15 protein-coding genes are annotated in these 17,634 nt (G+C 64.4%); 7 read left to right on the forward strand and 8 right to left on the reverse strand.

Features of this window, described 5'->3' with window-relative positions; translation table 11 throughout:
• Positions 1 to 3,118, reverse strand: a 3,118-nt coding sequence (uvrB, locus tag HGO38_RS14375) for an excinuclease ABC subunit UvrB (protein ID WP_250956589.1), incomplete at its 3' end; no start/stop codon positions are given.
• Between the two features lie 73 nt (positions 3,119 to 3,191).
• Complete coding sequence (locus HGO38_RS14380) at positions 3,192 to 5,159, reverse strand: putative bifunctional diguanylate cyclase/phosphodiesterase (protein WP_250956590.1); 1,968 nt, start codon at positions 5,157 to 5,159, stop codon at positions 3,192 to 3,194.
• 210 nt (positions 5,160 to 5,369) lie between these two features.
• Between HGO38_RS14380 and HGO38_RS14385 the strand changes: the two genes are divergently transcribed.
• The 3 genes from HGO38_RS14385 (at position 5,370) to HGO38_RS14395 (ending at position 8,431) form a co-directional block, all read left to right on the forward strand.
• The gene (locus HGO38_RS14385; RefSeq protein WP_250956591.1) at positions 5,370 to 5,723 is read left to right on the forward strand and encodes a DMT family protein; all 354 of its coding nucleotides are present in this window, start codon (positions 5,370 to 5,372) and stop codon (positions 5,721 to 5,723) included.
• Positions 5,724 to 5,793: 70 nt separating this feature from the next.
• Positions 5,794 to 7,257, forward strand: a complete 1,464-nt coding sequence (locus HGO38_RS14390) for a DUF1800 domain-containing protein (protein WP_250956592.1) — start codon at positions 5,794 to 5,796, stop codon at positions 7,255 to 7,257.
• 10 nt (positions 7,258 to 7,267) lie between these two features.
• Positions 7,268 to 8,431: a DUF1501 domain-containing protein gene (locus HGO38_RS14395; RefSeq protein WP_250956593.1), complete on the forward strand. Its 1,164-nt coding sequence runs from the start codon at positions 7,268 to 7,270 to the stop codon at positions 8,429 to 8,431.
• A gap of 22 nt (positions 8,432 to 8,453) precedes the next feature.
• Here the strand turns inward: HGO38_RS14395 and HGO38_RS14400 are convergent, their stop codons facing one another.
• Positions 8,454 to 8,840, reverse strand: a complete 387-nt coding sequence (locus HGO38_RS14400; protein WP_250956594.1) for an acyl-CoA thioesterase — start codon at positions 8,838 to 8,840, stop codon at positions 8,454 to 8,456.
• 244 nt (positions 8,841 to 9,084) lie between these two features.
• Between HGO38_RS14400 and HGO38_RS14405 the strand changes: the two genes are divergently transcribed.
• Positions 9,085 to 9,675, forward strand: a complete 591-nt coding sequence (locus HGO38_RS14405) for a hypothetical protein (protein ID WP_250956595.1) — start codon at positions 9,085 to 9,087, stop codon at positions 9,673 to 9,675.
• A gap of 53 nt (positions 9,676 to 9,728) precedes the next feature.
• On the opposite strand, the gene HGO38_RS14410 is transcribed toward HGO38_RS14405, so the two are convergent.
• The 3 genes from HGO38_RS14410 to HGO38_RS14420 form a co-directional block, all read right to left on the reverse strand.
• Positions 9,729 to 10,748 carry a GlxA family transcriptional regulator gene (locus HGO38_RS14410; protein ID WP_250956596.1) on the reverse strand — a complete coding sequence of 340 codons (1,020 nt, stop codon included), beginning with the start codon at positions 10,746 to 10,748 and terminating at the stop codon, positions 9,729 to 9,731.
• Positions 10,749 to 11,037: 289 nt separating this feature from the next.
• The gene (locus HGO38_RS14415; protein ID WP_250956597.1) at positions 11,038 to 11,259 is read right to left on the reverse strand and encodes a hypothetical protein; all 222 of its coding nucleotides are present in this window, start codon (positions 11,257 to 11,259) and stop codon (positions 11,038 to 11,040) included.
• Between the two features lie 125 nt (positions 11,260 to 11,384).
• Positions 11,385 to 11,546 (reverse strand): YjiS-like domain-containing protein, encoded by a 162-nt coding sequence (locus HGO38_RS14420; protein WP_250956598.1) that lies wholly within the window; start codon positions 11,544 to 11,546, stop codon positions 11,385 to 11,387.
• A 111-nt stretch (positions 11,547 to 11,657) separates the two neighbouring features.
• On the opposite strand from HGO38_RS14420, the gene HGO38_RS14425 reads away from it, so the two are divergent.
• Positions 11,658 to 12,554 (forward strand): LysR family transcriptional regulator, encoded by an 897-nt coding sequence (locus tag HGO38_RS14425; protein WP_250956599.1) that lies wholly within the window; start codon positions 11,658 to 11,660, stop codon positions 12,552 to 12,554.
• Positions 12,555 to 12,585: 31 nt separating this feature from the next.
• Here the strand turns inward: HGO38_RS14425 and HGO38_RS14430 are convergent, their stop codons facing one another.
• A complete protein-coding gene (locus tag HGO38_RS14430) occupies positions 12,586 to 13,314 on the reverse strand; it encodes a pyridoxamine 5'-phosphate oxidase family protein (RefSeq protein ID WP_250956600.1) in 729 nt (242 codons plus the stop codon).
• A gap of 64 nt (positions 13,315 to 13,378) precedes the next feature.
• Here HGO38_RS14430 and pdxR point away from each other — a divergent pair, with 64 nt between their 5' ends.
• Together pdxR and HGO38_RS14440 are read left to right on the forward strand one after the other, a co-directional pair.
• Positions 13,379 to 14,803 (forward strand): MocR-like pyridoxine biosynthesis transcription factor PdxR, encoded by a 1,425-nt coding sequence (pdxR, locus tag HGO38_RS14435; RefSeq protein WP_250956601.1) that lies wholly within the window; start codon positions 13,379 to 13,381, stop codon positions 14,801 to 14,803.
• 193 nt (positions 14,804 to 14,996) lie between these two features.
• Positions 14,997 to 15,467 carry a hypothetical protein gene (locus tag HGO38_RS14440; RefSeq protein ID WP_250956602.1) on the forward strand — a complete coding sequence of 157 codons (471 nt, stop codon included), beginning with the start codon at positions 14,997 to 14,999 and terminating at the stop codon, positions 15,465 to 15,467.
• A 122-nt stretch (positions 15,468 to 15,589) separates the two neighbouring features.
• Here the strand turns inward: HGO38_RS14440 and HGO38_RS14445 are convergent, their stop codons facing one another.
• Entirely contained in the window at positions 15,590 to 17,626 is a 2,037-nt protein-coding gene (locus HGO38_RS14445) for an ASKHA domain-containing protein (RefSeq protein ID WP_250956603.1), read from the reverse strand.
• Between the last annotated feature and the right edge of the window lie 8 nt (positions 17,627 to 17,634).

The raw sequence follows: 17,634 nt of genomic DNA on the forward strand, positions 1-17,634 counted from the left end.
CATCCGCCCTGCCGGGCACCTTCTCCCCGCGGGCGGGGAGAAGGGACTCGTGGGGCGCGCTCGGCTTGCTGCCGGCGCTTGATGTGTTGCCGGGCTCGGCGCGGGGTTTTTCCGGGAGTTTGCCGGGGACCGGTTTTTCGGTGCGGCCGACGGTCATTTCGTCCAGCGTGTTCTTGCGGAACAGCGAGGCGGTGTCGCGGCCGCCTTCGGCGCGGCCGGGGATCTGGCCCTCGCGGCGCAGCGGTCTGGCCATGTCGGTGCCCGGGCCCATGTTGTCGAGATCGGGTTTGGCGAAATAGCTGCCTTTACCCTCCCCTTGAGGGGGAGGGTCGGACCGCAGGTCCGGGGTGGGGTGACGGCCGGTGGCGTTCGCGTTTGCGGTGGCGTGGCTGTCGTTGGCGTTCGTGCCGGGGTGGCTGTCGTTGGCGTCTGCATTTTGGGCAGGGTCACCCCCACCCGCCGCTGCGCGGCGACCTCCCCCCTCAAGGGGGAGGTGGGGGCCGGCTTTGCCGGGGCCGGATGCGATGGCCTTGGGTTGGCCTTTTCCGCCCTCGATGGCTTTGGCTTCCTGGCGGGCCATGGGGTCGTCCATGGAGGCGAGTTCGACGGCTTTGAGGCGTTTGATTTCGTCGCGGAGGCGCGCGGCCTTTTCGAAGTCGAGGTCGGCGGCGGCGTCGCGCATGGATTTTTCCAGCGCGGTCAGATGGGCCTGCAGATTGTTGCCGACCAGGTGGCCGCCATCGGCAAAGCCCTTGCCGGAGACGCCGGATATGTCGGCGCGGACATGGTCGCGCTCGTAGACCGAATCGAGGATGTCGGAAATCTTCGCCTTGACCGATTCCGGGGTGATGCCGTGTTCGAGATTGTAGGCGGTCTGCTTTTCGCGGCGGCGGGCGGTTTCGTCCATGGCGCGCTGCATCGAGCCGGTGATCTTGTCGGCATAGAGGATGACCTTGCCGTCGACATTGCGGGCGGCGCGGCCGATGGTCTGGACCAGCGAGGTCTCGGAGCGCAAGAATCCTTCCTTGTCGGCGTCGAGAATGGCGACAAAGCCGCATTCGGGAATGTCGAGGCCCTCGCGCAGCAGGTTGATGCCGACCAGCACGTCGAAGGCGCCGAGACGCAGGTCGCGGATGATTTCGATGCGCTCCAGCGTGTCGATGTCGGAATGCATGTAGCGGACGCGGACGCCCTGCTCGTGCAAATATTCGGTCAGATCTTCGGCCATGCGCTTGGTGAGCACCGTGACGAGCGTGCGATACCCGGCCTGGGCCGTCTCGCGGATCTCGCCGAGCACGTCGTCGACCTGGGAGCGGGCCGGGCGGACCTCGACGGGCGGATCGATCAGGCCGGTCGGGCGGATGACCTGTTCGGCAAAGACGCCGCCGGCCTGTTCCATTTCCCAGGCGGCCGGCGTCGCCGAGACGGCGACGGTCTGCGGCCGCATGGCGTCCCATTCCTCGAAGCGCAGCGGCCGGTTGTCCATGCAGGAGGGCAGGCGGAAGCCGTATTCGGCCAGGGTCGCCTTGCGCCTGAAGTCGCCGCGATACATGCCGCCGATCTGGGAGACCGAGACATGGCTCTCGTCGATGAACAGCAGGGCATTGTCGGGGATATATTCAAACAAAGTCGGTGGCGGCTCGCCGGGGGTGCGGCCGGTCAGGTAACGCGAATAGTTCTCGATGCCGGCGCAGGAGCCGGTCGCCTCCAGCATCTCGATATCGTAGCGGGTGCGCTGTTCGAGGCGCTGGGCTTCCAGCAGGCGGCCGCCCTTTTCCAGCTCGGCGAGGCGGAGCTTCAGCTCCTCCTTGATCGACTTGATGGCGCCGTTCAGCGTCGGGCGGGGCGTCACATAGTGGCTGTTGGCGTAGATCTTGACCGATTTCATGTCGCCGGTCTTGTGGCCGGTCAAAGGGTCGAATTCGGTGATCGCGTCGATCTCGTCGCCGAACATCGAGATGCGCCAGGCGGCATCCTCCAGATGGGCCGGGAAGATCTCGATCGTGTCACCGCGCACGCGAAACGAGCCGCGCACGAAATTGATGTCCTGGCGCTTGTATTGCTGGGCGACCAGGTCGGCGAGCAATTGCCGCTGGTCGATGCGGTCGCCGACCGACATCTGGAAGGTCATGGCCGTATAGGTCTCGACCGAGCCGATACCGTAGATGCAGGAGACCGAGGCGACGATGATGCAGTCGTCGCGCTCGAGGATGGCGCGGGTGGCGGCGTGGCGCATGCGGTCGATCTGCTCGTTGATCGAACTCTCCTTCTCGATGAAGGTATCGGAGCGCGGCACATAGGCTTCCGGCTGGTAATAGTCGTAATAGGAGACGAAATACTCGACCGCATTGTCGGGAAAGAAGTTCTTGAACTCGGAATAGAGCTGGGCCGCCAGGGTCTTGTTGGGCGCCAGGATGACGGCCGGGCGCTGGGTGGCCTCGATCACCTTGGCCATGGTGAAGGTTTTGCCGGAGCCGGTGACGCCGAGCAGCACCTGGGTGCGGTCGTCGTTCTCAAGGCCCTCGACGAGGTCCTTGATGGCGGTCGGCTGGTCGCCGGCCGGCTCGTAGTCGGAGACCATGCGGATGGCGATGCCGCCTTCGGACTTGTCGGGGCGGGCCGGGCGGTGCGGCACCCAGATCTTGCCGTCCTTGAACAGCGGATTGCCGCTCTCGATCAGCGAGGACAGGGCCTCGACGGTTGCCGTGACGGCGCCGGGCGCCAGGCTTTCGGCATCTTCGAGCGAGGTATCCATGCCGGCGACCGGATTGAGACCGGCGGCGGCGCGGGTTTTCGGATCGGTGGACCCGCCCATCGAGGTGCCGCGTGAGGATCGCTGCGCGCTCGGGGCATCCGGGGCTGCTTTGCGGCCGGCCGTCGATTTCTCAAAGGCGACCTTTTCCGACTGCTTGCGCGCCTCGATCTCGATCTTCTTGCGGTGCTTTCCGGCCTTGGAGGCCAGTTCGCGCTGGGTCTCGACGGTCGAGGCCTCGGCCTCGGCCTCCAGCTGTTTCACCCAGTCGGAGACGCTGCCGGAAAGCGGCGCGCCTTCAAACGATGCCTGGGGAGACTCTTCGAACCCGGTCGGGCGGGCGGGGGATTTCGGTGCTTTGGCCATGGCCGGAATATGGAGAAGATCGCGGCGAAAGAAAAGGGGCCATGAGTACAAAAGGGAAACGCTTTTGCGGGTTTCAGGCGATGCGGGCGAGATCGTCCGGATGGGGCCTGGGGGACCGGGTGGCCAGCCAGGCGGGCAGGTCGGCGGCCGGCATCGCCCGGCCGTAGAGATAGCCCTGGGCAAAGCGGCAGCCGAGCATGCGCAGCACCTCGGCGTCTTCCTGTGTTTCGACGCCCTCGACGACGATGTCGATCGACAGAGCATGGCCCATGCCGACCAAGGCGGCGACCAGCGCCTGGTTCTGGCGGCTAGCGGATATGCCGTGCACGAAGCTGCGGTCGATCTTCAGGCGGTCGACCTTGAGGCTGATGATATAGGCGAGCGACGAATGGCCCATGCCGAAATCGTCGACGGCGAGGCGGAAGCCGGCCTTTTCCAGGCGCTCCAGCTCGGTGCCGGCGGCGGCCGTGTCGAGGGTGGCCTCCTCAGTGATCTCGATTTCCATCTGCGACGGCGCGATGCCGGCAGCCCGGGCCACGTCGCCGAGCGTCTTCGACAGGGAATACATCGAGAATTCGCGCGGCGAGACATTGATGGCGACCACGGTGCCGGCCAGGCCGAGGGCGGGCAGGCGCAGGATGAGATCGGCGGCAGCGGTCGCGACATGGCGGGTCAGCCGTTCCGAAACATGCAGGGCGCGGGCCGCCTGGACGATTTCCGGCGGGCTGATCGGCCCCAGCACCGGATGGTTCCAGCGCACCAGCGCCTCGAAGCCGACCACCGTCTCGCCGGCCAGTTCGACCTGCGGCTGGAAGAACACCTCGACCGCACCGGAGGTCAGGGCCTCCTCCAGGCCGATCTCGATCTGCTTCTGGCGGTCGAGGCGCTGCTTGATATCCGGGCTGAAGACGCGCAGGCGGCGGCGGCCCTGTTCCTTGGCGGCGTAAAGGGCGATGTCGGCGCAGGCAAAGATCGCTTCCGCCGAGTGGGCATGTTCGGGCACATGGGCGAGGCCGACGCTGGAGCCGATGGTGACCTGGCGGTCGCCGATCATCACCGGCCGCGCCGTCAGGTCGAGAATTTCGGTGCCCAGGGCCAGGCCTTTCGCCGCGGCGCCTTCGCCCTCGACGACCACGGCGAATTCGTCGCCGCCGAGGCGGGCGACCAGATGATCAGGGGCGGCAATGGCCGACAGGCGGCGGGCAAACTCGGTGAGCACGATGTCGCCGGCGGTGTGGCCCATGGTGTCGTTGATCGACTTGAAGCGGTCGAGATCGATGATCAGCAGGGCCATCGGCGTATCGCCGCTGTCTGGCTCAAGCACGTGCGCCAGGCGCAGGTTGAAGGCGGCGCGATTGCCAAGACCGGTCAGCGGATCACGGCTGGCCAGGATTTCAAGCTGGCGATTGGAGGAACTGATCGCCTGATTGGCCTGCGACAGGGACGCCGCCAGCGACACCGCCTTGAGACGGTCGGTCAGGCTGACGATGAAATTCAGCTCGCTCATGCGGCTGCTGCGGAACATCATCACCATCAGCAGCAAGACGTCGGCGGCAATGACCACATTGACCGTGCTCGGGGTTTTCAGCAGGGAGGCCACGGCGGCCAGCATTGCCGGTGCGCCAAAGCCGATGGCGATGCGGCAGCAGGCGGTGCTCTGGATGATCGCACCGGCCGAAATGCCGGCAATGATGAAGATCACATAGGCCTGGGCCCCATCCGAGCTCAACCCCAGGCCGAGAAAGGGCGCAAAGGCCCAGAGACAGCCGCTGGCAAGGGAACCGATGGCGAGGTGGTTGAGAACGGCATGCGGATTGCTGCGGACCACATCCCTGCGTTTGAGGATCGCCGCCGAGACCTGCCGCAGCATGTTCAGCGTGACAATGCCCGCCAGCCAGATGGCGTGGTCGGCGGAGGGCTGCCGCAGCGTCAGAACTGCCGCCGTGGTCAGCGCGATGAAACTGTTGGCGATCAGCGAGATGGTCAGCCCGGCGAGCACCGTATCGGCCTGGGCAGCGCGGATCTGATCCTCGAATTTCATGATGCTGCCTTCTTCGCCATCTTGGCCCTCGTTTTCTTGTGTGGTCGCGCCACAGGAAGGGCCCCTCATCCCTTCTGCTTATATAATCGCTTCCTGATAATTTTGATTTAACAGGGCAAAGGGCCCACCGCGGATAAAACTGGTGTCTTGTCGGCGCCCGTTGGGCCGTTTAAGGGCAATTATTGCCCTTCAAATACCAAGGATTCGCCGATGCCCTTCTCCCTGAGCGCTGCCGCCGTCTGGCCGATCGTCCTTCTTCTCTTGTCCAATGTGTTCATGACATTTGCCTGGTACGGGCATCTGAAGTTCACGTCCCTACCGCTGTATGTGGTGATCCTTGCCAGCTGGGGCATCGCCTTCTTCGAATATTGCCTGGCGGTTCCGGCCAATCGCATCGGTCACGAAGTCTATTCGGCAGCGCAGCTGAAAACCATGCAGGAAGTGATTACCCTGGTGGTGTTTTCCGGCTTCTCGGTGTTCTGGCTGAAAGAGGCGCTGACCTGGAACCATGCGGCCGGGTTCGCGCTGATCGCCATCGGGGCGACGATGATCTTCCGCGCCTGAGGCATTCCTTCAAATCGCCGTAAAAATCCGTATCGTCCTCGCAACTGCCCCATTGCGAGGAAACCCATCGATGAGTCTCTCTGTGTCGAGTACGGCGGCCATGCGGTTCGGTTACGGGCTTAGGCCGTCCCAGCCTGGAATTTCCGGGCCGGACGATCTGCTGACACAGGTCGAGCGTGGTGCGGCTACAGCGCCGATGTTCCCGCACGAGGGCATTGCGGGTCGGAGGGAACGGATCAACCTTTATCGGGCCACGTCCAAGGACATTACAGCCCGCCAGAAGCTCGGCGAACCGGTCGAGGAGTTGACCCGGGCGCGCAACAAGGAGGTCAGTGCCGGCCTTCGCGCCGATTGCGAGGCGCGGATTGCCCAAGCCGTGCTGTCGCCGAACGGGTTTCACGAGCGGCTGGCCAGCTTCTGGACCAACCATTTCGCCATCAGCACATTCAAAAGCCCGCTGATGCGCATCATGGTCCCCGGCTTCGAGGCCGAGGTCATTCGGCCGCTGCTGAAGGGTCGATTTGCCGAGCTGGTCCGGGCCGTATCCCTGCATCCCGCCATGCTGATCTATCTGGATCAACCCCAGTCGACCGGGCCGAACTCCGCGATCGGGCTGGAAAAGGGCAAGGGCATCAACGAGAATTTCGCTCGCGAACTGATCGAGTTGCATACACTCGGGGTGCAGGGCGGCTATCACCAGACCGACGTGCGGCAGGCGGCCTTCGTGCTGAGCGGCTTGGCGATCAATCTGGAGACCATGCAAGTTCGCTTCCGGGACCGGTGGGCCGAGCCCGGCACGTTCACGGTTCTCGGCCAGACCTATGGCGGCGAGATGCGCGGGATGGACGATTGCCTTGATCTGTTCGACGACCTGTGTTCGCATCCGAGCACGGCAAAGCATATCTGCCGGAAGCTCGCCGTGCATTTCGTCAGCGACGAGCCACCGCAGGCGCTGGTCGACGAGATGGTGGCCGCCTGGACCCGCAGCGACGGGGATCTGACGCGCGTCTACCAGGCGATGGTCCATCACCCGGCGGCGTGGGAAAACCCCGGCGCCAAGATCAAGCTGCCGTTCGACTATATCGTCTCGTCGCTGCGGGCCTTCGATGCTGACGAGGCCATGCTGTTCGGCTCTGCCACCGAGGTTACGGTCGCCGAACCGCAAGGCATGGCGATGGCCATCGCGCCTAATGGGATGCAGCCAGCCCCGCCGCCGGCGGCCCCGGCGACAAAACTGCAGGTCGGCGTCAACCTGCTCAGACGAATGGGCCAGCAGATCTGGGCGCCGCCGAGCCCGGCCGGGTTCGAAGACGATTCCGCATCCTGGATGAATGCCAACCAGTTGACCGAGCGGATCGGCTGGGCGCGGCGGCTGGCCTCCAGCCTCGGCAAGGACCGCGATCCGCGCGCGTTTGCGAAGATGGCGCTTGCGGATGCGGCGCGGGATGAGACCATCCACATTGTCGGGCAGGCGCCGTCGAAAGAGATCGGCATTGCGCTGGTGCTGGCATCCCCCGAATTCAACAGGCGATAGGACCCCGACGATGAGCGACAGGACCCATCTCTCCCGACGCGGCTTCATAGCCTCGGCTTGCTGTCTGGCGGCGGCGCCGGTGTTCACCCCGTTGACCTTTGCCGCGATGCCCGGCGACAATCGTTTCGTTGCCATCGTGCTGCGCGGCGCCATGGACGGCCTGGCTTTGGTGCAGCCCTATGGCGATCCGCTGCTGAAGCAGTTGCGGCCCGACCTGGTGGTCGGCGCAGACGCCGGCTTGCTCGACCTGGACGGATTTTTCGGCCTGCATCCCGCGGCCGCGGACCTGATGCCGCTGTGGACAGCGGGGGAACTTGCCTTCGTGCAGTCCGTGTCGACGCCTTATCGCAACGACCGCAGCCATTTCGACGGCCAGGACATTCTGGAAACCGGCAGCGCCGGCACCCAGGGTCTTCGCACCGGCTGGCTCAACCGCACGCTGTCGGTCATGGCGCAGCCGACGGCTGCCATCGATGTCAGTACGTCCCGCGATCTCATTCTCGCCGGCCCCAACAAGTCGGAGGTCTGGTCGACGCAATCGGACATCACGATGGATGGCGATGCCCTGCAATTTCTGGCGCGGCTCTACAAAAATGATCCGGTGTTCGCGACGGCCATGGCGGAAGCCGTCGGCGTCGATGGTTTCAGCGATCAACTCTATGGGGACGCCAAGCGCGGGCAGGGCGTGCATGAGGTGGCGCGGCTGGCCGGCGGATTGCTGCGCGAGCAATATCGGGTGGCGGCCTTCTCGATCAGCGGCTGGGATACCCATATTCGCCAGGCCGCCGATTTCGCCAAGGCGGCCAAACAGTTGGCACTGGCCATCACCACCCTGAAGGAGACGCTCGGGCCTGACGCCTGGAGCAAGACGGCGGTGGTGGCAATGACGGAATTCGGCCGGACGGTGCGCCAGAACGGCAGCACCGGCACCGACCATGGCACGGGCGGCTGCTGCGTGATGGCCGGCGGAGCGATCAAGGGTGGCCGTGTACACGGCCGCTGGGCGGGTCTCGGGGAGGGCGATCTGCTCGACGGGCGCGACCTGATGCCGACCGGCGACGTGCGCGAAGTCGCCGCCGCCATGCTCTACCGGCAGTTCGACGTGCCGATGAGCGCGCTGACCTCGACGATTTTCCCGGGTCTCGATTTCAGCCGTAGTTCCGCTTATCTCTGAATTTGCTGCGCCGAGGCGCTGATTATTCGGCCGGCACCGGAGTCGGCTTGCCGTCGCCGTCGAGCGCCACCATGACGAAGGTCGCCTGGGTGACCTTTTCCATGATGTGGGTCAGGTAGCGCTGCGCCCAGACCTCGACCGACAGGGTGATCGAGGTGCGGCCGACGCGGGCGATATCGGTATAGACGCAGAGCGTGTCGCCGATCTTGACCGGCATGGCGAAGGCCATTTCCTGGACGGCGGCGGTGACGACGCGGCCGCTGGCCCGTTCGGCCGCACGGATACCGCAGGCCAGGTCCATCTGCGCCATGACCCAGCCACCAAAGATATCGCCGGCGGCATTGGCATCGGCCGGCATGGCCAGCGTTCGCAAGGTCAGTTCGCCGGTCGGCGCTGTGGTGTCGGTCATGGTGTACCTCCAAATGGTCTGCGTCTGGCGGCGCGATGCGCCGGCGTCGAATCACGGGCCCTGTTGTGGGCGCCGCCAATCCTTGGCAAGCGTATGGGGCCAACCCGGCAGATACAAGGCGCAAAGGTCGGTGCCGTAGAGCGGCGGCAGGAAACGCTCAAAGCCTCGCAACAAAGCCTTTACCGCTTGGCGCCTATGATCGGCCCTCCTGCGGACAGACAATCCGCCAAACCGGGTATCGAGCATGGCGCAAAGATCCGTTTCAGACAGCATGGCGATCCTGGCGATCGCCGCGCTCGGACTTTCCAACTGCTCTTCGGACGGTCTCGTGCCGCCGGAGGAGATCGATGGCGGCACACGGGTCGGCTCGATATCGTCCGAGCGCCAGTTGATCGGCCGCGTCGGCGAGCCGATCGGCCGGATCGAAGCGCCGAGCGGCTTTGTCCAGACCGGGCCTGCGGCTCCGGGCGGCCTGGCCGAGGCCGGGTCTCTCGACAATCCCTATCCCGAGACGGACACGGACCTGCCGGTTGCCAGCGCGCCACTCGACATGGCCACGGCGGGCGTCGACAGCGCGCCGGACGAACGTGTTTCGTCGCCGCCGGCCGCCGGTCCGATGACCATTCCCGAGGAGGGGATCAATATCGACAGCGAGGTCATGGGGACGGCGGAGGGCCCGGATCTGCTGGCCGACGAGCCGAAGGCTGTCACACCACAGGCTGTCACCGACGGTCCGATGGCGATTGCCGAGGGCAGCACCAGCCAGCCGGTGGTCGACGGCATCGGCACCGACGAGCCGGTCTCCGTGACGCCGCCGGGGCCGGCGGTTCAGTAAATCAGGCCGGACTTTTCGGTCGGCGCGCCCTTTGCCGCCAACAGCTTCTCTGTTCAGACGACAACGCCGGTGCGGGTCGTCGACATGGTCAGCTTGCGCTCGGCGCGCTCCTGCTGCGGCGAGCGGTTGTAGAGTTCGCGATAACACTTGGAGAAATGCGAGGCGGAGACGAAGCCGCAGGCAACCGCCACCTCGACCACCGGCATGGAGGACTGGACCAGCAGGTGGCGGGCGCGGTCGAGGCGGATTTCCAGATAGTAGCGGGCCGGCGAGCGGCCCATCTCCTGCCTGAACAGCCGTTCGATCTGGCGGCGCGACAGGCCGGCATCGTCGGCGATTTCCAGAAGCGACAGGGGTTCGGCCAAATGGCTTTCCATCAGCTCGATGATCGACAGGACTTTTGAATTCTGCACGCCGAGACGGGCCCTGAGCGGCAGGCGCTGGCGGTCGTGCGGACTGCGGACGCGGTCGGTCAGGTGCTGCTCGCAGACCCGGTTGACCAGACCCTCGCCAAAATCCTGGCCGATCAGGTTGAGCATCATGTCGAGCGAGGCGGTGCCGCCGGCGCAGGTGTAGAGATTGCTGTCGACCTCGTAGAGATCGGCATAGACCTCGGCCTGCGGGAAGGTTTCAGAAAAGCCCGGCAGGTTTTCCCAGTGGATGGCGCAGCGCTTGCCGTTGAGCAAGCCCGCCTGGGCCAGCACATGGGCGCCCGTACAGAGCGAACCGACGGCGACGTTGCGGTTATAGGCCTCGCGCAGCCAGGCATTGACCGACTTGTTGTTGAATTCCTCGACATAGATGCCGGAACAGACCAGCGCCATGTTCGGCCGGTTTTCACCGCCGAGATAGCGGCGCTCGTCGGCCAGCGAGGAATTGACCTCGATGCCGATGCCGGAGGAGGAATAGACCTTTTGGCCGTCGACCGAGGCCAGCCGCCACTCATAGGCGGTATAGCCCAGCATGCGATTGGCGATGCGCAGGGTCTCGATGGCGCCCGAAAAAGGCAGCAGCGTGAAATGCGGGACCAGGAAGAAAACCAGAGTGCGTTTCTTGATAGGCGTCTTGCTCATGTCGGACCACCATGCTGCGCAGCGAATGCCCATTCCTCGCGTGGAATGGACATTCTGGATATCTCAATTGCGACAATAGCATGGACAAATCCGTCGGCCATGACGGGCCGGCGAAAAAAACGCGACATTTTTTTGAAATTTTGCCAGTTGCGACCTTATGCCTCTGGCGCGATGGCCCGACGGTGCCGGTATGCGGTTGAATTTCGACGGTATTTTCCAGTGCGTCGAGGACCGCACCGGATCCACCTAACTGGTCAGTATACGACGGGATCTCGGCTCCCTGTCGCAATCAGGCCTTGTCGGACGGCGGCAGGGCGCGGTCGGCGGCGGGCCAGCCGAAATCCTTGCGCAAGTCGGCCGGCATGGCCTCGAACTGGCGCAGGGCCAGGCGGTTGCGATGCCATGCGCCGACAGCGGCCGCGGCGCGCTTTGCCGCGCCGGCGATCAGCGTGACGACGGAGGCCTGCGGCGTGCGCCGGCTGGTCAGGATGTCGTATTGGGTCAGTGCCATGGTCTTTCCTCCAGGATTGGAAGCGGATCTAAGTGATATGATCTCGTTGGTTCCATCAATCAAACGAATGTTTCTTATGTCAGACATTAGCTTGATTGATGTGTTGCGGTGATGCCTGCCGGGTGTCAGGTGTCTGCGCGCAATTTCGTCACGCCGATATCGTCCCGCAGATGGGCAGACAGGGCGGCGATTTCGGCGCTGGTTTGGCGACGATGGCGGTTGCGGCGCGCCGCCTGCAGCAGGGCCTTGAGGTGGCGAAAAGCCCGCAGGAGCGTGGCGATGAACATGACAGTCTCCTTCCCGTTGGTTGCGTCTGATGAAGAGAATGCACCCGGATTGACATTCAATCAAACGCAATGATATGTCTCTTAACTTCAATTATATTGATGAGGCGAGCCATGACACTGCCCTTCCGTCAACCTTTGCCGCTGCTCGACAATGATGTGCTGCGCACCTTCGTGGCGATCGCCGAGGGCGGCAGTTTTTCGGCGGCCGCCGATCAGGTGCTGCGCACGCCGTCGGCCGTGTCGATGCAGATCAAGAAGCTCGAGGAGCAACTGAACACCGTGCTGTTCCTGCGCGATGCGCGCTCGGTGACGCTGACGGAGGGCGGCGAGACCTTGCTGAGCTATGCCAGGCGAATGATCGCGCTGTCGAACGAGGCGGTCGGCCGTTTCCGCATGCCCGACATGAAGGGTGTGGTGCGGCTCGGGGCGCCGGACGATATCGGCGAGCGCTTCATGCCGACCATCCTCCGGCGCTTTGCCGAGATCTATCCGGCGATCATGGTGGACATGACGGTCGACAACAGCAGCGGCTTGCGGCGCCGGCTGAGCGAACAGCGGCTGGACCTGACGCTGGTCAACTGTGCGCCCGGTACGGTGACAACAGAGGGCGAGGTGATCCACACCGAACAGCTGGTCTGGGCCGGCGCCAAATGCGGCACGGCGCATCTGCGCGAGCCGCTGCCGGTGTCGATCTGGGAGGACGGCTGCTGCTGGCGGGCCGATGCGCTGGCGCGGCTGGAGCGCGACAAGCGGCCCTATCGCATCGCCTATCTCAGCGCCCATACCATGGCGCAGCGCGCCGCCGTAGTGGCCGACCTTGCCGTCGCACCGCTGCCGCGCAGTTATCTCACCTCCGACATGATGGCGCTCGGTGCCAAGCATGGCATGCCCGATCTCGGCAGTTTCGAAGTGCGGCTGCTGACCGGCACGGAACGCTCCGATCCGGTCAAGGCGGTGGCCGACAGCGTGCGCTTCGCCTTTTCCGAAATGGTCGGCATGGCGGCGTAAGGTTTTTGCGCCTAACCGCCGCATCGTTCGATCAGGCTTGCTCGGCCTCGTAGAGGGCCTGGCATTCGGCCAGTGCCTCGTCCAGGGGACGGCCTTGGCGATAGATGTCCAGCAGGGCCGGGGCCTCGACGCCGGCGGGCACATGCGGGCTGATCTCCGGCGCGCCGATCACGGTGTGCACGGGAATGACGCCGGCCCACAGCGGCGTTGCCATGTCTTCTTCATCATCGCCGACGCCGGCGGCGCGGATCTTGGCGGAGGCCTCTTCGATCTGCATGCCGATCACCATGGTCGCCTTGACCTCCTGGGCATGGTTGGCGCGCAGATCCGTGCTGCGGCCGGGATAGAAGCGATCGACGACACCCTTCAGGGCCTGGGCCTTCTCAAGCGGATCGTCGATGATCCGAGCCGTGCCGAAACACATGGCGGAGCGGTAATTGGCCGAATGGTTGAAACCGGAGCGGGCCAGCACCAGACCATCGAGATGGGAGACCGTCAGGCAGACCGGCGTGCCTTGGCTCTGGTTGCGCAGCATGCGGCTGGCGGACGAGCCGTGCCAGTAGAGCCAGTCGCCTTCGCGCCAGTGGATGGTCGGCGTGCAATAGGGCTGTCCGTCGATGACATAGGCGACATGACAGAGAAAGGCGCTGTCGAGCACGGCAAACACCGCCTGATGGTCGTAGCTGCCGCGCTGGTGCAGGCGCTTGATGCGGCTGCGGGGCGTGGCGGAGAAGGAATTGTCTGGCGTTTCGACGGTCATGCTTGCCTCCGGGCTGTGGTTGAGGCACAGCTAGGCCATGCGATTGGTTTGAAGAAGATCCAATATGGCCAATATTATGCGAACCAATTTATCCGACTGGTCGGCCTGCGTGCCGGTGCTGCCGAAAACCGGGCCGCGGCGCCAGGCGCTTTATGGTGAGTTGCGGCGGATGATCGAGACGGGCACGCTTGTGCCCGGCGCAAAACTGCCGACGACGCGCGACCTGGCGCGGCGCTTCAGCCTGTCGCGCGGTGCAGCCGTCGCGGCCTATGACATGCTGGTGGCCGACGGCTTTGCCGAGGCGCGTGTGGGGGCGGGGACCTATGTGGCCTCCATCGTACCGGTGATCGAGACGCCACCGCCGCCGCGTCCCGATCCGGTGCGACGCGAACCGCCGCCGCTGCCGGGCGTGCTCGGATCGTCGACGGCGGATCAACGCACGCTGCAGATCTTTCGCGGCCTGTTGAACCGGCATCTGGCCAAGCCGTCGATCCGCCATTTTCACTATAACGAGCCGGCTGGCGGGCAGGATCTGCGCGACGAGATCGCCGCCTATCTGCGGGCCGCCCGCGGCGTGCAGTGTACCGGCGACCAGGTGATCATCACCGCCGGCACGCAGCATGGCATCGACCTGGTGATCCGCACGCTCTTAAAACCCGGCGATCCGGTCTGGGTCGAGGAACCCTGTTATCCGGCGGCGCGGGCCGCCTTCCAGGCCGCCGGCCTGCGGCTGATCGGCGTTCCGGTCGATGCCGATGGTATCGACCCGGCGGCGGGCATTCGGCTCGGGCCCCAGGCGCGCGCCGCCTATGTGACGCCGTCGCACCAGTTTCCGCTCGGCGTGACACTGTCGATGCCGCGCCGGCTGGCGCTGATCGACTGGGCCGAGCGGCAGGGTGCCTATATCATCGAGGACGATTACGACAGCGAGTTCCGCTATGCCGGGCCGCCGCTGACCTCGCTGCAGGGCATCGATGGGCAGGGCCGGGTGATCTATGTCGGCACCTTTTCCAAGGCGCTGATGCCGGGCCTGCGCATCGGCTATCTGGTGGCGCCCTGGGCCTTGCGCGATGCGTTGCTCGACACGCGGCGGCTGGCCGACCGCTTTCCGCCGACGCTGGCCGAAGAGGCGCTGGCCGAATTCCTGCGCGACGGCCATTTCGCCGCCCATATCAAGCGGGCCCGGCGACGGCTGAGGCTGGCGCGCGACATGCTGGTGTCCGTGCTTTCCGACGGCGGGCTGGAGGTTTCGACGCCGGAGCAGGGCCTGCACCTGGTGGCAGGCCTGCCGCCCAAACGGTTCGATCCTGGCCTGTCCGATCTCGCGCTCGCCGCCGATGCGGCGCGCAGCGGCTTCGGAGTGCGGGCGCTGTCGCCGATGTATCTCGGCACTCCCGCCCGCCAGGGCCTGATCATCGGCTTTTCCGGCTTTCCGGCCGAAGAGATTGCCGGCGCGGCGCGGCGATGGTTGGAGACTAATCCGTTCTGAAATGCGCGTGACGACATTCGGGGCAAACCAGGTGCAGAAATACCGCAGCTGCAGCCTCGTCTTCGAGCCAATTCGACATGCCGAACACCATGGTTCCGTGAAAAAGAGCGTGGGCGCCGCGGAATCAGGTCTGCGACGCAAGTTGACATTCTGAGCTGTCATCAGAAGAATACTGAGAAACAAGGATTTTCCGATGAAAACAGGGGTAACAGGACTCTATAGCCCGCGAACCGTCACATATTTGGGGCTTTGGGACGTCGGTCATCTGAAGCTCAAGGTCTACGGTGTTGTGGCAGCCGGAAAAGAGTTGACCAGCACAATGATTGACGATGCCAACTCCTTTGTTGTTCAAGATTTACCGCCGCTCGTCTTGGCGGAAGGTGATGACAATGGTTTGGGCTTCGTCATCATACACCCAGGAGATTTGGGCATATCGGTTCTGGCACATTGGTGGATCCAGGGATCCGTACTCTGCCAACACATTCGTCGCACATTGTGGGGCGCCAACACACCTATGGATACCGCGAAAAGACCCGTGATCGCGTGCGTATGGGAATTGGGGCTTATTAACGCCGAACAGCAGCTGTGGCGCGATACGATGATGATCGATCAACCCGATTCTGGCGCATATCTGAATGCCCACGCCGCAATAGCCGTCGTTTAACAGCGGATCGTCAGAGGTTCTCTGCTATCCGTGATCGCTATATCTGTGGCCACCAATAATGATTGAGGTCTCCAGGAGGCAGTCGCGCATTCTCGATTGACCGAACCCGGCGAAAGGCCTGTTCAGCTTTCCCTATTCCGCCGCCGTCTGCGGCCGCCGCCGGGGTCTTCGCCTTCGGCCAGAACTTTTCGCTCCGGCAGGGTAACGACGGCGGAGAGTTTCGGGAAGGGGTCGACCTTGTTGGGCATGGCCATCGCGAAGACGAAATGCTCCTGGAATTTCGGCTCGAGGGCGGTTTCGATCTTTTCGATGCGGGTGACGGTGTCCTCGATCTCGCGGCGGTAACCGCGATTGAGCAAAGCCATGCGGGCGCCGGTGCCGGCGGCATTGCCGACGGCCTTGACCTTGTCGAGGTCGCAATCGGGGATCAGCCCCAGCACCATGGCATATTTCGGATCGATGAAGGTGCCGAAGGCGCCGGCGAGACCAATGCGGTCGACATGGTCGATGCCCTGCTTGTCCATCAGCAGCTTGACGCCGGCATAAAGGGCGGCCTTGGCGAGCTGGATGGCGCGCACGTCGCCTTGCGTGATGGTGATCTTCGGTTCGCCGTCATGCAGCAGATAGGAAAAGGTGCGGCCGGTCGCCTGGATGCGGGGTGAACGCTCGGCCAGCGAGCCGTCGACCACGCCGTCCTCGGAAATGATGCCGGCCAGGAACATTTCGGCGATCACCTCGATGATGCCGGAGCCGCAAATGCCGGTGACACGTACCTTGGCGGCCTCCTCGGCAAAGCCCGGTTCGTTCGACCATTGCTCGATGCCGATGACGCGAAACCGCGGCTCCAGCGTCACGGGATCGATCCGCACGCGCTCGATGGCGCCGGGGGCGGCGCGCTGGCCGGACGAGATTTCAGCCCCTTCGAAGGCGGGGCCGGTGGGCGAGGAGGCGGCCACGACCCGTGCGGCATTGCCGAGCACGATCTCCGCATTGGTGCCGATATCGACCAGCAGCATCATTTCGTCCTGGCGATGCGGGCCTTCACACAGGGTCGCGGCCGCGGCATCGGCACCGACATGGCCGGCGATGCAGGGCAGCATGTAGACGCGCGTGCCGGCATTCATCGGCAGGCCGATGTCGGAGGATTTCAGGTGAATGGCGCCGGAGACGGCGAGCGCAAAGGGCGCACCGCCCAGTTCGGTCGGATCGATGCCGAGGAACAGGTGATGCATGATCGGATTGCCGACGAAGACGCTGTCGAGAATGTCCTGGCGGGATATGCCGCCCTCGGCGCAGACCCGGTCGATCAGGGTGTTGAGCGCCTCGCGCACGGCGAGCGTCATGCCCTCGCGGCCGTCCGGGTTCATCATCACATAGGAGACGCGGCTCATCAGATCCTCGCCGAAGCGAATCTGCGGATTGGAGGTGCCGGCCGAGGCCACCGTGCGGCCCGACAGCAGCGAGGAGAGATGCATGGCGATGGTGGTCGAGCCGATATCGCAGGCGATGCCATAGGCCTCGTTCTTGAGGCCCGGATAGAGCGCGATGATATGCGGCCGGCCGGTCTCGTTGTCGCGGTGGATGGCGACGGTCACCTTCCAGTCGCCCTTGCGCAGGATCGTCTGGACATGGGGAATGAGGTGAAAATCGACTTCGAGAGTGTCGTAGCGCCAGTCCCGGGTGAGCGCTGCCTTCAGCCGGTCGAGATCGCCGAGCGGCATGTGCATGTCGGGTTCTTCGACCTCGACATAACACATGTGGATGGCCGGATTGCGCTCGATGACGCGGCCGTCGGAATCCTTGCGCACCACCTGGGCATTGACGGCGATATCCTGCGGCACGTCGATGACGAGATCGCCGAGCACGGTGGCGGAACAGGACAGGCGACGGCCGTCCTTAAGCTCGCGCTTTTCGGCATAGCGTACTTCCTTCGGCGAAAACTCCGTGATGTGGTCATTCGACGAGGTGATGCCATGTTTTGCGAACTGGCCTTCCTGCACCTCGATCTGACAGCGCCCGCAAATGCCCCGCCCGCCACAGACGCTCTCGACATAGACGCCAAGCTGGCGTGCGGCTTCCAGCACCGGCGTGCCGACAGGGAAACGGCCGCGCTTGCCGGACGGCATGAAGAGGACGAGGGGATCTGCGGTTTCGGTCATCTTGGTCC

The organism is Rhizobium sp. CG5 (assembly GCF_023701945.1).
GTDB lineage: Bacteria > Pseudomonadota > Alphaproteobacteria > Rhizobiales > Rhizobiaceae > Allorhizobium.

What these genes read in the sequence shown, in the direction of transcription:
- HGO38_RS14430 (WP_250956600.1), bottom strand. Translation starts at nt 13,314, where the DNA reads ATGACCGTCGAAACGCCAGACAATTCCTTCTCCGCCACGCCCCGCAGC.
- HGO38_RS14415 (WP_250956597.1), bottom strand. Translation starts at nt 11,259, where the DNA reads ATGGCACTGACCCAATACGACATCCTGACCAGCCGGCGCACGCCGCAG.
- pdxR (WP_250956601.1), top strand. Translation starts at nt 13,379, where the DNA reads ATGGCCAATATTATGCGAACCAATTTATCCGACTGGTCGGCCTGCGTG.
- HGO38_RS14410 (WP_250956596.1), bottom strand. Translation starts at nt 10,748, where the DNA reads ATGAGCAAGACGCCTATCAAGAAACGCACTCTGGTTTTCTTCCTGGTC.
- HGO38_RS14425 (WP_250956599.1), top strand. Translation starts at nt 11,658, where the DNA reads ATGACACTGCCCTTCCGTCAACCTTTGCCGCTGCTCGACAATGATGTG.
- HGO38_RS14385 (WP_250956591.1), top strand. Translation starts at nt 5,370, where the DNA reads ATGCCCTTCTCCCTGAGCGCTGCCGCCGTCTGGCCGATCGTCCTTCTT.
- HGO38_RS14420 (WP_250956598.1), bottom strand. Translation starts at nt 11,546, where the DNA reads ATGTTCATCGCCACGCTCCTGCGGGCTTTTCGCCACCTCAAGGCCCTG.
- HGO38_RS14395 (WP_250956593.1), top strand. Translation starts at nt 7,268, where the DNA reads ATGAGCGACAGGACCCATCTCTCCCGACGCGGCTTCATAGCCTCGGCT.
- HGO38_RS14440 (WP_250956602.1), top strand. Translation starts at nt 14,997, where the DNA reads ATGAAAACAGGGGTAACAGGACTCTATAGCCCGCGAACCGTCACATAT.
- HGO38_RS14405 (WP_250956595.1), top strand. Translation starts at nt 9,085, where the DNA reads ATGGCGCAAAGATCCGTTTCAGACAGCATGGCGATCCTGGCGATCGCC.
- HGO38_RS14380 (WP_250956590.1), bottom strand. Translation starts at nt 5,159, where the DNA reads ATGAAATTCGAGGATCAGATCCGCGCTGCCCAGGCCGATACGGTGCTC.
- HGO38_RS14445 (WP_250956603.1), bottom strand. Translation starts at nt 17,626, where the DNA reads ATGACCGAAACCGCAGATCCCCTCGTCCTCTTCATGCCGTCCGGCAAG.
- HGO38_RS14400 (WP_250956594.1), bottom strand. Translation starts at nt 8,840, where the DNA reads ATGACCGACACCACAGCGCCGACCGGCGAACTGACCTTGCGAACGCTG.
- HGO38_RS14390 (WP_250956592.1), top strand. Translation starts at nt 5,794, where the DNA reads ATGAGTCTCTCTGTGTCGAGTACGGCGGCCATGCGGTTCGGTTACGGG.